We start from the raw sequence: 16,235 nt of genomic DNA on the forward strand, positions 1-16,235 counted from the left end.
CAATAAACATCCGTAAAGGAGCGAAAGATTATGGAAAAAGGAGGCAATAACTTCAACAGGGGTTCAGAAAAATCGCCTAAAAAAGGACCTAAGTTCACGATATACTGGGTATATGCCTTTATTGGTATAGCTCTGCTTGCCATGAACTTAATGGATTTCGGTTCCCACCCCACTGAAATCAGCTTCCAGGAATTCCAGGTGAAATACCTGAAACCTGGAGATGTAGACCAGCTGGTGGTAGTAAATAAGAAATATGTAGAAGTCTACATAAAGAAAGACAAACTCAAAGAAGCTCAATTCAAAGATGTAAGTAAAAGCAAATTTGGTTCTGAAAACCCAGGACCACATTACCGTTTTACCATCGGTAGTGAAGAAAGCTTCAAAAAAGATATGGATAAAGCCCAGGAGGGTATAGCGCCGGAAAACCAGGTAAAAATTAAGTACGAGGACCGAACCAGTTGGTTTGAGCCTGTATTCCAGTTGCTGGTGCCGTTGATCCTCATTATTGGGCTGTGGGTATTACTGATGCGTAAAGTAGGCGGTCCTGCCGGCGGAAGCGGCGGTCCGGGCGGCATATTCAACATCGGTAAATCCAAAGCTACCCTTTTCGATAAAGGTACCCGCGTAAATATCACCTTCAATGATGTTGCCGGTCTGGATGAAGCGAAAGTGGAAGTAATGGAAATCGTTGATTTCCTTAAAAATCCAAAGAAATACACCGCATTGGGTGGTAAAATACCGAAAGGCGCACTCCTGGTAGGCCCTCCGGGTACAGGTAAAACCCTCCTGGCGAAAGCAATGGCGGGTGAAGCACAGGTTCCTTTCTTCTCTATGTCAGGTTCTGATTTCGTGGAACTGTTCGTAGGGGTGGGCGCCAGCCGTGTTCGTGACCTGTTCAAACAAGCGCGTGAAAAAGCGCCTTGTATCATCTTCATCGATGAGATTGATGCTATTGGTCGTGCCAGAGGTAAAAACGTAATGATGAGCAATGACGAGCGCGAAAACACCCTGAACCAGTTACTGGTGGAAATGGATGGTTTCGGCACCGACAGCGGTATCATTATCCTTGCAGCTACGAACCGTCCGGATGTACTGGATACAGCCCTGCTGCGCCCAGGACGTTTTGACCGTCAGATCTCTATCGATAAGCCAGACCTGGCCGGAAGAGAACAAATCTTCCATGTACATCTCAAACCTATCAAAACTTCTCCAAACCTGGATATCAAGAAGCTGGCTTCTATGACTCCTGGCTTTGCCGGCGCCGATATCGCCAACGTATGTAACGAAGCAGCCCTCATCGCTGCACGTAAAGGCAAAACAGAAGTAGAAATGGACGACTTCAACGATGCCGTTGACCGTGTAATCGGTGGTCTGGAAAAGAAAAATAAAATCATCTCTCCGGAAGAGAAAGAAGTGATCGCATATCACGAAGCAGGTCATGCTATCTGCGGCTGGTATCTGGAGCATGCTAATCCATTGGTGAAAGTAACCATCGTCCCTCGCGGTGTGGCTGCACTTGGATATGCACAGTATCTTCCGAAAGAACAATATCTCTACAATACTGAACAATTGATGGACGATATCTGCATGACCCTCGGTGGCCGTGCTGTAGAAGAAATCGTATTCGGTAAAATTTCCACAGGCGCACAGAACGACCTTCAGGTAATCACCCGTATGGCATACGCCATGGTAACTGTGTATGGTATGAATGATAAGGTGGGTAACGTGTCTTTCTACGATCCAAACAACGACCAGTCATTCACCAAGCCTTACTCTGAGGAAACCGCTAAATTGATTGATGAAGAAGTAAGAAAACTCATCGAAAGCGCATATGTTAGAACCAAAACCCTGCTGACAGAGAAACTGGAACAGGTGAAAATTCTGGCTAGCGAACTACTGAAGAGCGAAGTACTTTACCAGGCAGACCTGGAAAGACTGATCGGTAAACGTCCATTTGAAATCAACAAGGAACACCTTCCTGCAAAAGATGGTTTTACTACTGATGGCGTTCATCCTTCAGATATCATCAATCCATCACCAACACCAGTAAACGCGTAATTCAACATATGAAGATTTCTCCTGCCAAGGAAAATATTCTAAAGCGAGTACGAAATGCTTTAAGTCAGCCAGTACAGTTGCCCTTCCCTAACTCGGAGGGCAACACTGCTGTCTTTAAGACAGAGAGTGAAGGAATGGAGATTCGGTTTGCGGAAGAATTCTCCCGACTGCAGGGGAAGTTTGTTTTCTGTTCAGGAAAAACAGAGCTCCTGGAAAATCTCCGCGCTTTATGTGATAATAAGGAATGGCACAATGTATTTTGTCAGACCCCTTCATTGCTGAAGCAACTTCACAAGGATGAGCTTCCTTCTCTGAATCAGGGAACTATGCACGAGGCGGATGCAGCAATTACAGACTGCGAATACCTCGTAGCACGTACCGGCACCATTGTACTGAGCGCTGCCCAGCCAAGTGGCAGGGCATTACCTGTATATACGCCTGTTCATATCGTGATCGCCTATACGCATCAACTGATTTTTGACCTGAAAGATGCTCTTCATAAGCTGAAAGATAAGTACGGTAACGATTTGCCTTCTGCTATTTCTTTCGCTACAGGACCCAGCAGAACAGCAGATATTGAGAAAACCCTTGTCGTGGGTATTCACGGACCAAAAGAAGTATACGTTTTTCTAGTAGACGAATAGCATGGATATCAATTTGCCAGCAGGCAGGAAAATATATTTCGCTTCAGATTTTCACCTCGGAGCGCCAAACGCTGCCGCCAGTCGTGAGCGCGAAAGACTCATCATCAAATGGTTGGAAGAAGCAGAAAAAGACGCGCAACATATCTTCCTGGTTGGCGACCTCTTTGATTTCTGGTTTGAATATAAACATGTCATCCCCAAAGGCTATACCCGTATCTTCGGGAAACTGGCCGCCCTCCGCGATAAAGGTATAGGCATCTCCGTATTTATTGGCAATCATGATATGTGGATGAATGGCTATTTTGAAGATGAACTGGATATCCCGGTTTACTATGAGCCACAAACGTATACCATCGGAGGAAAACGCTTCTATATAGGTCATGGCGATGGACTCGGTCCTGGTGATCATGGCTACAAATTCCTCAAAAAGATTTTCAGAAACCCGGTATGCAGATGGCTGTTCTCCGCTTTACATCCTGCTATTGGCATATCTATGGCGAATTACTTCAGCCGTAAAAGCAGGTCTGCCACCGGACAAAATCTGGAACACTTCCTGGGAGAAGAAAATGAATGGCTTGCCATTTACAGCCGGGAAGTATTGCAAAAAGAACATTTCAATTATTTCATCTTCGGACATAGACATCTTCCATTGGATATCCAGGTGGGGGCGAACAGCAGGTATATTAACCTGGGCGACTGGCTGAATTATTTCTCCTATGCGGTATTTGATGGCGCTGATACCACCTTGAAGTTCTATACGGAAGAAGGGGCAAAAGCCGCTAAAACTGCCAAATCAGGCGTCAAGGATGTCGTGGAGGATCGGAGGTGATTGCATCTCCACAAAATCCGGCAAATGCAACCGGAAATACTCAAGGTAAGCATACATTAATTTCCTTCTTCTTTCCTTATTCATACTAATGCTGCCCAGCTGATCCGCTGCGGTACACTGGGACAGTGCGTCTGTCAGTTCAGAAGCGGCAGGGTCCAGGTGATGGATATGATGCGGTGGCAGATCCGTATAATGACCTTCCTGAAGGTCCAGGTATGGCGTGTATTCAGAAAAACGGCCATTGAGTTTAAAACCCAGGTACTCTCCTACTTTTAAAGTGAAAAAGAGTGGCATGTTGGCTGCCACTGGCATTTCTGCCTTATCCAATACCTGGAAAGCGTTTTCTGCGAAATAATATAATTCCAGGTGTTGTTCCGGCTGTTTCAGACATTTTTGAAGTAATTCAATCATGTATAACGCCACCGTGTTTTTTACGATATTGAAATGCAGGGAGTTAAAAATGTAGGCCAGTTTGAACTCGGCAATGCGTTGAAGGTTTTTGATTTCCTGGTGATACACCACAAGATCCAGGATATTACCTGGTTGCAGGAGGTTGCCTCTGGCAGCTTTGGGTTTGCTGGATCTTACGCCATTAACGATATAAGATTGCATTCCAAACAGTTCAGTAAAGATGCTTACTATCACGCTGGCTTCACCGTATTTAACGGTCCTTAGTACAATGCCTCTGGTTTTGTGTAACATGTGAATCTGTCTGCAATTTAGCTAAAAGACGGCGGTTAACAGACATCCATGATTTTAATTACCTTTACGCCCTTACCAAATTGAAAAATCCACATGTGGCAACGTTTAGCCAGCTTTGTGCTTAAATTTCGACTAACGCTACTACTGTTACTCCTGGTAACCACAGGTATTATGGCCTGGTTTGCAACCAAAGTGCAGATGTCCTATGATTATGTAGCCACTATTCCCCATGACAATCCCAAATATCTTGAATTTCAGCAGTTTAAGAAGAAGTTCGGAGAAGATGGTAACATGATGGTGTTGGGGGTGCAAACGGATCATTTTTTTCAGAAAGATTTTTTCCATGATTACATACAGCTCAACAAGGATATAAAAGGAATTCATTCCGTTGAAAATATCCTGAGTGTACCATTGGCGATTAACCTGGTGAAGAATGACAGCACTAAAAAGCTGGAAGCGAATCTGTTATTCAAAGGAGATTTAAATAATCAGGTAGAGATAGACAGCCTGGCCGCTGTGTTTCATACATTACCTTTTTACAAGGGCTTGTTGTATAATCCGCAGGAGCATGCATATCTGATGGCCATTTATGTGAACAAGGATGTGTTCAACTCTCCGAAACGTACGGCTGTAGTAGATTCCATCTATAAAATTACCAAAGCATTTGAAGCGAAGCAGCATACAGAAGTACGATTGAGCGGACTGCCGTTGATTCGTACAGTCATGGCCGTTAAGGTGGCAGATGAGCTGAAACTGTTTCTGAAGATATCGTTTTTATTGACGGGGTTAATCCTGTTTCTCTTCTTCCGTTCGTTTGGAGCGGTATTGATGTCGATGGTAGTAGTAGCGATTGGGGTAATCTGGTCGGTGGCTACTATCGTATTGATGGGGTATAAGATTACCTTACTGACAGGGTTGATTCCTTCATTGGTGGTGGTAATAGGGATTCCTAACTGTGTTTATTTCATAAGTAAGTATCATACCGAATATGCGAAGCACCGGAATAAGACCCGGGCTTTGGTGCGTATGATTCAGCGGATGGGTATTGTCACCTTGTTTACGAACATCACTGCGGCTATTGGTTTTGGCGTATTCTGTTTTACCAACAGCGCTATTCTGAAAGAATTTGGTGCAGTAGCGGGGTTGAACATCATGTTGATTTTCCTGATTTCCTTTATCTTCCTGCCGGCAGTATTAAGTTATTTGCCTGCGCCTAAGACGAAGCATATTTCTTATCGGGAGAGCGGGTTGTTTAATAAAGTACTGACCTTACTGACCACGTTGGTGTTCAAATATCGTAGAGCCGTTTACGTAGTGAGTATTGTACTGGTGGGGTTATCTATTGTCGGGATGACGAGATTGCAATCAGTAGGGTATATGTTGGATGATATTCCGCATACAGATAAGTTGTATACGGATTTGAAATTTTTCGAGAAAAATTTCAAGGGGGTGATGCCTTTGGAAATTGCGGTAGATACGAAGAAAAAGAATGGCGTCATCAATTTACAGACCTTAAGTAAGCTGGATGAGTTAACGCAACTGATAGCGGCGCAGCCTGATTTTGCTCGTCCATTGTCGGTGGTGGAGGGAATCAAGTTTGCGAAGCAGGCTTATTATAATGGCGACAGCAGTAACTATGCGGTGCCGAATCAGTTTGATTTGGGTTTCTTAGCGCCGTATCTGCGTATGAAAGCGCCGGCGGGATCTACTGCGAATACTACTTTCTCCAGGTTGGTGAATTCCTTTATGGATAGTAGCAAGCAGGTAGCGAGGGTGAGTGTGAATATGGCGGATGTAGGTTCAAAGAGACTGCCATTACTTCTGGATTCATTGCGTCCGCAGGTGAACCGGATTTTTGACAGCAGTAAGTATACCGTAACGTTTACAGGGACCAGTGTGATATTCCAGGAAGGGACCCGTTTTATCATCAGTGGTTTAACGGAGAGTATATTACTGGCTTTTGTGTTGATCATGGTGTGTATGTTGTATTTATTCCGTTCCTGGAGGATGTTAATAATATCGTTGATCCCGAATATTATTCCATTGGTGGTAACGGCAGGTGTGATGGGATGGTTGGGGGTTCCGTTGAAGCCTTCTACTGTGTTGGTATTTAGTGTGGCTTTGGGTATAGCCATTGACGTTACGATTCGATTCCTGGTGAATTTCAAGCAGGAGTTGCCGCATCATGATTTGAATATCTCGGAGACGGTGAAGCAAACTATTCATGAAACGGGCTTGAGTATTATATACACGTCGCTGATATTGTTTGCAGGGTTTATGATATTTAGTTTTTCTGAGTTTGGAGGAACGAAAGCGTTAGGATGGTTAACTTCGTTGACTTTGATAGTAGCGATGGTTACAAATCTGACTATACTGCCGGCATTGTTATTGTGGATGGAGAAAGCGTTGTTAAAACAAGCAAAGAAGAAGGAGTTGTGGAAGCCTTTGGATGAGGAAGAAGATATCGCCATTGATCAACTGGGCGTGAAAGATACGGAGTAGATAAATTGAGTAGTACGTTATAATTTTCGAGAAGCAGTGGTATCCTTTGGGTATCACTGCTTTTTTCGTTTTTGTGTATGTTTTTCCACATGTTTTGCTAAAAGATCTGCTAAAGTGGATAAGAAAACGCTTTGAAATTATCCAGTGAAAAACGTTTATCCGTCATATTTACCGTTCATCACAAAACTGTATATTTCCACATAAAAAAGTGAGAGGTTTAGAATGCCATTCTAACCACTAGTTCATGAAAAACAAATACTTAAAGGGCGCTCATTTATCTGAGCGGAAATTTAAGGAGATCTTACGGCTGTTCGCCGATGATCTTACTGCCACGCAGATAGCGAATATCAGCGGAGTAAGCAGGGTAACTATCAATAGTTACTTAAAAAAGTTAAGGAGTCAGATTGCTCGTTATTGTGAGACGTTGCATCCTGTTCCTTTACCTGTGACAGTAATTTATGAGCGGGAATTATTATCCCGTGTTGACCAGGAAGAGGATACCCTGGTCGCAGTTAAATCAGAAGTTGACAAGGCAGTAAAGCCGGTCATTTTTGGAATTATTAAGAAGGGAGACCGGTTACATACTGAGATTCTCCCGGATGTAACGAGATCGATGATTCATGCTGCTACACGTGGCAGATCGGTTTTGGAGAAGATTAACACGACAGAGCGTTTGCGCAATTACACTGGCGTTGTGGATCTGGGACAATATCGTTTATATCGGTTGAATACTAAGCCGGCGGATTCGTCCGGCACGCCGCAGATGGATGAAGTAGATGCTTTCTGGGGGCTTACCAAACATCGTTTGGCGAAGTTCAAGGGGCTGAACAGAAACACTGCTTATTTACATTTAAAAGAGTGTGAATTCAGGTTCAATTATCGTAGTGATGATTTATTTACGGTGTTGATCGAATTACTGAAAACATACCCACTGACATTATCCTAATTTCTTCACCTAATGGCATTTACCCGGACCGGCATGGCTGTCGGCCGGGTTTTTTTATATATGTTAATGGTTTGAAATAAAACTAAAAAATCTGCCTGAGCTGGTTTTCAACAGATATATTAATATATCATATTTATTACGTATTATTATGTATTGGCAAATAAGTATTATAATAATATAATATGTTAAAGAAACGTTAATACTTTGTTATCTAGATGTTATTAGCAAATTAAAAACTTTAAATTTTTGTTAATAATGAATATATTTGAGCTCGATTAAAAATTTCTAATAGGAAATTGCTTACGAGGGAAAGAGGAACATACTTCTGATTTGAAATTAATTAGATAGATTACAACGAAGTATATTTATTCGTGTTACTGGTCAACTTTTGGGGAGGAAACAACGATAAACCGTTAACCGGTTAACCTATTCAACCAACTTCTCCAGATTTAGAATTAAGCAAGTACCTTCTGTTTAACCTTTTATTGTACATATCAGTTCCTTTTCTCAACCAAGAGGCGCTGAGAGAAAGCTTTTTTATTAACCAAACAACAAGCTAACAAAATGCTTATGAGGAAATTGTTATTTCTCCTCCTGGCCGTGCTATGCTTTGGCGGGCAGGTCATCGCACAGAGCCGCACTGTTACGGGTAAGGTTACAGATGGCCGAGACGGCTCCCCTATTCCTGGTGTGACTATCCATCTAAAAGGTTCCAATGTAGGAACTACATCCACTGCAGATGGAACTTACAAGATCACTGTTAGCGAAAATGCTGTGTTGGTGTACTCTTTCGTGGGTTACCTGTCACAGGAATTACCAGCTAACAAAGATGTTATTAATGTAAAATTAGCGAACGACGACAAGCAATTGAGTGAAGTAGTTGTTACGGGTTACACACAAGTTGACCGTAAGAAACTGGTAAGCTCCATTGCGGAAGTTGGTTCCAAGCAAATTGAGAACGTTCCTGTTACTGACGTAAACCAGGTGCTGCAAGGTCGTGCACCAGGTGTGGTGAGTGCTTCAGGTTCTGGTCAGCCAGGTTCTAAACAGAATGTGGCTATCCGTGGTATCGGCTCTCTGAACGCTGGCGCTAGTCCGCTGTATGTTATTGACGGTGTTATCATGAATACCGGTCAGTATAACTACGACGTACAAACGCAATCCAGCGATGTATTGGCGAATATCAACCCGAATGATATTGAAACTATTAACGTACTGAAAGATGCATCTGCTACTGCACTGTATGGTGCTCGTGGTAGCAATGGCGTTATCGTAATCAATACCAAAAAAGGTAAAGCTGGTACTTCTAAAGTTAACTTTAAAGCACAGTATGGCTTTAACTCCCCTAGCTTTGGTAACTGGAAATTGATGAATGCTCAACAAGCGTTTGACTATCAGCGCCTGTTATATGCTAACGCTGGTTACTCTCAGGCTGACATCGAGGAAATTGTTCCTGATTCTCTCCTGAAACATTCATTCGACTGGAATAAAGCCGCTTTCCAAAACGGTCATACCCAGAACTATGAAATCAATTCCAGCGGTGGTAATGATAGAACTAAATACTACCTCTCTGGTTCTTACTTCAGCCAAGATGGTGCTATGATTTATTCTGGTATCAAACGTTATTCTGTTGTGTCTAACCTGCAACACCAGGTGAATGACAGAATTGACATCGGAATGAACATGAACCTGTCTTATATCGATATGGATAACTCTGGTGCTGGTAACCGTTATAGCAGCCCGCTGTTCGGTAACTTCGCCAACAATCCATTACTGCCTGCATACAAACCTGATGGTACCCTGTATACTGGTCTGGAAGATTACTGGCAAGACAATTCCAACACCGGAGATAACTTCCTGTATTCCGCTGCTGTGAATAAGAATATTAACCAGAACTTCCGTGGTCTCGGTAAACTTTACCTGAACTACAAATTCACTGACTGGTTGAAATTCTCTCAAACTGTGGCTGCAGACTTCATCTACGGTCATAACAAATCATACTTTGATCCAACCACCGGTGACGGTTACAATGGTGCAGATCCTGGTATGAGTGGCGACCTGGTAGAAGGACAGCAAATGAGCAGAACTATCACCAGCCAAACATCTCTGCACGGTAACTTCAACGTGGGTAGCAAACATCAGTTTGATTACCTGGCGATGATGGAGTACAGCCCAACCCACTTCGAAGCATTCAATGCTGAAGGCGTAGGTTTTGGTAGCGGTAAAATCCGTGTACTGGATGCAGCTTCTAAGCCTCAGACAGTAGGTGGTTCCTCTAACGATTACAGATTCCTGTCTTACCTGGGTCAGATCAACTATACTTTCAATAACAAATACTACCTGACTGCTTCTATCAGAAATGATGGTTCCAGCCGTTTTGGTCAGGATAGAAAATATGGTACCTTCTACTCAATTGGTGCTTCCTGGAGAGTAATTGATGAGAGCTTCATGAAGTCTCAGACCATCTTCAATGATCTGAAACTTCGTCTGAGCTATGGTTCTACTGGTAATGCTGATTTCGGTAACTACCAATCCATGCAGCTCTACAAATATGATGTTGCTTACAATGGTTTGCCTGCAAGCCGTCCTAGCCAGATGGGTAACCCTTACCTGACTTGGGAAAGAAGTAACAATAGCAACCTCGGTATTGATATGGCATTCCTGCATAGCCGTCTGACTGCTTCTGTTGATCTGTATTACAAGAAAACATTCAACATGTTGCAGAACCGTCCGCTGTCTCCAACCTCCGGTTTCGGAAGCGTTGCACAGAACATCGGAAGTATGTCTAACAAAGGTATAGAGGCTACTATCTCTTCCAGAAACGTTGTAGGTCGCGACTTCCAATGGTCTACCGATGTTACCTTCGGTATGAACAGAAACAAAATCCTTTCTCTGTATAATAACCAGGACATTATCAACCCAACCGATGCTGATGGTAATGGTTATACCGGAACTATCCTGCGCGTAGGTATGCCAGCTTATACCTGGTATCTGAAAGAGTGGGCTGGTGTAGATCCTGCAAATGGTGATCCACTGTGGTATACTGCTGATGGTAAAACTACCAACAACGTAAACCTGGCTAACTACAGAACATTTGGCGCTACTATGCCAAGATATACTATTGGTTTTAACAACACCTTTACTTACAAAAACTTCACGCTGTCTGCATTCTTCTATGGTTCTCAAGGCAACCAGGTAATCAACGGTGCTGCAAGATATGGTGATGCTGATGGTGCTCGTCCAAACTGGAACTACGCTGTAATGGCTGGTGGTAACTACTGGACTAAACCAGGCGATATCGCTGCAAGACCTAAACCAATTGCTGGTGGTAACAAAAACTCTGTTGCGTTATCTACCCGTTTCCTGGAAGATGGTTCTTACATCCGTCTGCGTAACCTGACACTGGGTTATAACCTGCCTAAAGAATGGTTGAAAGCGGCTAAAATCCAGAACATCCGTGTGTATGCTCAAGGACAGAACCTGCTGACAATCACTGGCTACACTGGTGTTGATCCAGAACTTGACTTTACTGGTTATGAATTCTTCAAATATCCTGTTAGTAAGAGTGTAAGCTTCGGTGTTGATATTACCTTATAAACTTAAAGTTGCAATTATTATGAAAAGATATATCATTGGTTTGATGGCAGCAGGTTTATTTCTTCAATCCTGCGCTGGCAAGCTGGAAGTAAAGCCATATGACTCTCTGGTAGACGGTGAGGCTTTGGGAACATTTGACCAGGTAAGCGTTGCACTTAACGGCGTATATGATGGTCTGCAGAGTACTTCTTACTACGGTCGTAACTATTGGGTAATGACAGAAGTAAACGGTGATAACGTTTATATTGCTCGTTCCAACAGTAACCGTTTTCTGAGTAGCTTCCGTCACGATTATACCACGCAGGATGCTGATGTGGAGTCTTTGTGGAAAGCAGTATACCAGGGTATTCTTCGTGCTGACAGAGTAATTACAGCAGTTGATGCTGTAAAAGGAGACCAGGCAGCGAAGGATTTGGTGAAAGGCCAGGCGCTCGTACTGCGTGCTATGATGCATTTTGATCTGGTAAAAGTATATGCAAGACCATATGCACAAGGTAATGGCAGCCAGTTAGGCGTTCCTATCAAATTGAAATTTGAGGATACTTATCCTCAGCGTAATACCGTGAAAGAAGTTTATGATCAGGTTATTCTTGATCTGACTACTGGTCGCGATCTTCTGAAAAATGCAGATCCTTCTGATAAGTATCACGTAAATGCCAATACTGCTACTGCATTACTGGCAAGAGTGTACCTGCAGAAAGGCGATAACGCAAATGCAGCAATTGAATCTGCTAAATTAATTGGTGGCGGCGATTACTCTCTGTTACCATCTTCTGCAAACTTCTACAACGTACCAGGTAGCGATGAAGAGATCTTCACCCTGCGTTTTGTGGATAATGAGTCTGCCGGTTCTGATAACATCGGTCAGATGTATCTGAAACCAGGTTATGGCGATGTACGCGTATCTCCAGATCTGTACAGCACCTTCGATGCTGCTGACAGCCGTCTGGTATACCTCGGTAAAATGGCTACTGAAACGGTGAACCAAAAGTACACTGGTCAAGGTGGCGTAGCTGGTGCAACCAGTCCTAAACTGGTTCGTCTTGCTGAAATGTACCTGATCCACGCAGAAGCTGTGAGCACTACTGATCCTGCTACTGCCCTGAATGATCTGAATGAAATCAGAACAAACAGAGGTTTACAACCGCTGGTAACTGTTGCTCCTGCTGCAATGTTGGATTCTGTTCTGGCTGAAAGTCGCCGCGAATTCATGTTCGAAGGTCACCGCTATTTCGATTTGCTGAGAAATGGTAAAGGTGTAACTCGTAACATGTGTGGTAGCTCTTTAGAAATTACAGCGCCATGTACTATTGCTCCAGATGCATACAATCTGATCTACCCTATTCCACAGGCAGAGAAGAACGTAAACCCAGGTATTACACAGAATACCGGTTATGGTCAATAATTAAAGTGTTATAACACATAAAAAAAAGCGCTCCGCCATTTGGTGGGGCGCTTTTTTTTTAGGCCATATATTGCATATATTTCCTCCTCTTTTACAGAACCTTATGAATATTTCACCTGTTTTAGTTAAGATGCCTACCTAAATATTCGTATTTAATAAAAAAATTATAGTGATATATTTGATTAAGGAAACAAAATCTAGAACATCGCTGTTATTACCCTGTTATTTAACAAATCTTTAGGTAAAATCATATGTAAAGTTAATTGCACCTGTATGGCAACTAGTCACTGTTATACAGTTTAGGTTACTGCTTATAGGGTGAATAGCCCCGTTACGTTAACTTCTTTTATTGTCAATCAAAACCAAGTCGCTTATGAAAAAAGAGCTACTACTTTGGCTGTTCCTATTCGGCTGTGTGCTGCATGCTGCTGCCCAGACACGAACGATCAGCGGAAAAGTTAGTGACGCAAAAGACGGCTCTGCAATTCCCGGTGTTACTGTTGTTATTAAGGGCACCACAAAGGGCGTTTTCACTTCTTCTGATGGTACTTACAAATTAACTGGCGTAGGATCGGGAGGCACGTTAGTTTTTTCCTTCGTTGGATATCTCACTAAAGAAGTGGCCGTATCCGCGAATGACATTGTTGATGTTGCATTGGAGGCCGACAAAAAACAACTCGGAGAAGTTGTTGTAACCGCCGTAGGTCTGAAAAGAAACGAAGCTTCACTGGGTTACTCAGTGGCCACAGTGAAGCCAGATCAGATCACGCAGAAATCAGAACCGGATATGTTAAAAGGCCTGCAAGGTAAAGTTGCAGGTGTTGACATCAGTACTTCCCAAGGTACTCCCGGTGCCGCTACTCGTATTAACATCCGTGGTAACACTTCCTTCTTTGGAAATAACGAACCACTGATTGTTGTAGATGGGGTACCATACAACAACGACATGGTGGCCACTTCTAACCAAACAAACGGTGGTGGCGCCTATTCCAACGGATTATCTTCCCTTGATCCTAATGACATTGCTTCAATGACGGTACTGAAAGGCGCCGCAGCAGCTGCATTGTATGGTTCAAGAGCGTCCAATGGAGCTGTGATCATTACTACCAAATCAGGTTCCGCTTCTATGTCTAAACGAAAGACAGAAGTTACCTACTCTTCTTCCATTTCATTGGAAACAATCGCCAGTTATCCTAAGTATCAGAATACTTATGGCCCTGGTTCCAGCTTTACGTATTCCAATGCCAATGGTTCATGGGGACCTAAATTTGGAACACTTGATTCTATCCCGGTTTGGCCGGATTATCTGAAGGCATTCCCGAATCTGTTCCCTTCTTCAGGTAATATAGCTTACCAGGCAGTTCCCAATAACGTGAAAGATCTCTTTAGAACTGGTTTTATCTCAGAAAACTCTGTGAGTGTAAACGGTGGTACGGAGAAGTCTGCCGTGAGTGCTACTGCCAGTTACCTCAGCCAGGATGGTTATGTACCTCACTCTTCATTCAATCGTGGTAGTATGTCTGTTGGGGGTATTACCAGGCTGGCTAACGGTCTAACGGTAAATGCCAATTTCAGTTACAGTACCACCAACCAGGTCGGTTCTCTCTTCGGGGAAAACCAGGTAGATGGAGCCGCGTCTTCCTTTGCCCGTAACCTCTTCCTGGGAAGAAACTGGAATATCGCAGGATTACCTTTTCAGGATGCCAATGGTAACCCTGTTTCTACCAACAGCTCTCAATACGACAACCCGTTGTGGGACTTCGTTCATAATACTGCTACTACCAAAACAGACAGATATACCGCAGGTCTCAAATTCAACTATGATATCCTGCCATGGTTTAATGCCAGTTATGCACTCGGTACAAACATCAATAATTTTGGTCGTAAGGAAATTGTGGATCTGGGTTCCCGTGGAGCACAGGGCGTAGGCCAGATTACAAATCAGGATTATCGCTTCGCAGAAATTGAGTCTAACCTGATTGGTACTTTTACACCTAAACTGAAGAATAATGATTTCGGCCTGAAAGTACTGGTGGGTCATAACGTGAACCAACGTACGACGAATTCAGTCATCATGCAGGGACAACAAATTATTGCCCCGGGAATATATTCTCTGAGCAATACAAAAGTGGTGTTGCCATTGCAGGATGTGAAAATTCAGCGCAGGCTCTGGGGCTTATTCGGGGAAGTGGATCTGGATTACAAAAAATGGTTGTTCCTGACTGTAACAGGTCGTAATGACTGGTCATCTACCCTGCCTCAGAATAATCACAGTTATTTCTACCCAAGTGTGGCCGCATCCTGGATCTTCACAGATGCACTCAAGTTGGACAGCAAGGTGTTAACATTCGGTAAACTCCGTGCCAGCTGGGCAAAAGTAGGTCGTGATGCCGATCCATATTCACTGATGAATGTGTTCTCTGTTAATCCGAACTTCCTGACACAATCTTCTTTATCACAAAATCCTACTGCAGGTAATCCAAATCTGAAACCTGAGTTTACGCAGGACTGGGAAGTGGGTACCAATCTGGAGTTCTTTAACAGAAGAATTGCCCTGGACTTCGCCTACTACAAGCGTACATCCACCAACCAGATTGCTCCGCTTACGCTGGCGCCATCTTCCGGTTACCAACAAGTGTTTGATAACTATGGTAAGCTGAGTAACAAGGGGATTGAGGTAGATCTGAACTTTGTACCACTGCAGACAAAAGACTTTACCTGGAGTTTCCACTGGATATTTACCAGAAACGTGAGTGAAGTAATATCCTTGAAAGCGGGTGTAGATAGGCTTCCTTTGAATGGAGTACTGAATACTATCAGTCCTTATCTGGAACCTGGTAAACCTTATGGTTATCTGAGAGGTACAGTAGATGCGCGTGATACAGATGGTTCATTGTTGATTAATCCAACAAATGGATTCCTGATTAGAGGAAATTCTCAGGCGATGATTGGCAATCCTAATCCTGATTTTAAAACAGGTCTGAGTACAACATTGAATTATAAAGGATTTTTCCTGAATGCATTGTTTGACCTCACCAGAGGTGGAGATATATATTCTGTAACAGTGAGTTCCCTGTTAGGTCGTGGTGTAACATTGGATACAAAAGATCGTGAAAATGTATACATCATCCCTGGTTATTATGGAGACGTAAACAACCCAGGTACTCCCCTGTTGGATTCGCATGGAAACCGTATTCCCAACCAAACAGGAATCAGTCTGTTTGAAATGTTTTTTGGTGAAACATTTGGTATTAACTCAGCAACAGAATGGAATGTATACGATGCAACCGTATATACTTTCCGTGAGTGTACCCTGGGATATAATTTCCCTAAATCCATGTTCAGCAAAACTCCAATTGGTGGTCTGACAATTACATTGACTGGTCGTAACCTGTGGTTCTTCGCACCGGGCATGCCGAAATATTCACACTTCAATCCTGAAGTCGGCAGCTTTGGTTCCAGTACTACACAAGGTATTGAATTATCTGGCGCACCTACAACCCGCCGTTTTGGTGTGAACTTGAAAGTGACCTTCTAGTATTCATAAAAACA

The 16,235-nt window shown here is 43.2% G+C and carries 9 protein-coding genes; 8 read left to right on the forward strand and 1 reads right to left on the reverse strand.

Annotated elements, in window-relative coordinates; translation table 11 throughout:
• The first annotated feature begins 30 nt into the window (after positions 1–30).
• From ftsH to CLV59_RS23995, 3 genes are read left to right on the forward strand one after another with little or no spacing between them, the layout of a single operon-like run.
• Positions 31–2,058: an ATP-dependent zinc metalloprotease FtsH gene (gene ftsH, locus CLV59_RS23985; protein WP_111594639.1), complete on the forward strand. Its 2,028-nt coding sequence runs from the start codon at positions 31–33 to the stop codon at positions 2,056–2,058.
• Positions 2,059–2,066: 8 nt separating this feature from the next.
• The gene (locus CLV59_RS23990) at positions 2,067–2,702 is read left to right on the forward strand and encodes a LutC/YkgG family protein (protein WP_111594640.1); all 636 of its coding nucleotides are present in this window, start codon (positions 2,067–2,069) and stop codon (positions 2,700–2,702) included.
• A 1-nt stretch (position 2,703) separates the two neighbouring features.
• On the forward strand, positions 2,704–3,531 hold the full coding sequence (locus tag CLV59_RS23995) for a UDP-2,3-diacylglucosamine diphosphatase (RefSeq protein WP_111594641.1): 828 nt from the start codon (positions 2,704–2,706) through the stop codon (positions 3,529–3,531).
• Here the strand turns inward: CLV59_RS23995 and recO are convergent.
• Positions 3,496–4,233: a DNA repair protein RecO gene (gene recO / locus CLV59_RS24000; RefSeq protein WP_111594642.1), complete on the reverse strand. Its 738-nt coding sequence runs from the start codon at positions 4,231–4,233 to the stop codon at positions 3,496–3,498. The genes CLV59_RS23995 and recO overlap by 36 nt on opposite strands.
• Before the next feature lie 93 nt (positions 4,234–4,326).
• Here recO and CLV59_RS24005 point away from each other — a divergent pair, with 93 nt between their 5' ends.
• From CLV59_RS24005 to CLV59_RS24025, 5 genes are all read left to right on the forward strand, one after another.
• On the forward strand, positions 4,327–6,735 hold the full coding sequence (locus CLV59_RS24005) for an efflux RND transporter permease subunit (protein WP_111594643.1): 2,409 nt from the start codon (positions 4,327–4,329) through the stop codon (positions 6,733–6,735).
• A gap of 244 nt (positions 6,736–6,979) precedes the next feature.
• The gene (locus tag CLV59_RS24010) at positions 6,980–7,681 is read left to right on the forward strand and encodes a hypothetical protein (RefSeq protein WP_111594644.1); all 702 of its coding nucleotides are present in this window, start codon (positions 6,980–6,982) and stop codon (positions 7,679–7,681) included.
• 570 nt (positions 7,682–8,251) lie between these two features.
• Entirely contained in the window at positions 8,252–11,278 is a 3,027-nt protein-coding gene (locus CLV59_RS24015) for a SusC/RagA family TonB-linked outer membrane protein (protein ID WP_170137907.1), read from the forward strand.
• A 19-nt stretch (positions 11,279–11,297) separates the two neighbouring features.
• Complete coding sequence (locus CLV59_RS24020) at positions 11,298–12,683, forward strand: RagB/SusD family nutrient uptake outer membrane protein (protein ID WP_146616294.1); 1,386 nt, start codon at positions 11,298–11,300, stop codon at positions 12,681–12,683.
• Positions 12,684–13,056: 373 nt separating this feature from the next.
• Positions 13,057–16,221, forward strand: a complete 3,165-nt coding sequence (locus CLV59_RS24025) for a SusC/RagA family TonB-linked outer membrane protein (protein ID WP_111594647.1) — start codon at positions 13,057–13,059, stop codon at positions 16,219–16,221.
• Positions 16,222–16,235 lie beyond the last annotated feature (14 nt).

Origin of the sequence: Chitinophaga dinghuensis, assembly GCF_003259435.1 — a bacterium.
Taxonomy (GTDB): domain Bacteria; phylum Bacteroidota; class Bacteroidia; order Chitinophagales; family Chitinophagaceae; genus Chitinophaga; species Chitinophaga dinghuensis.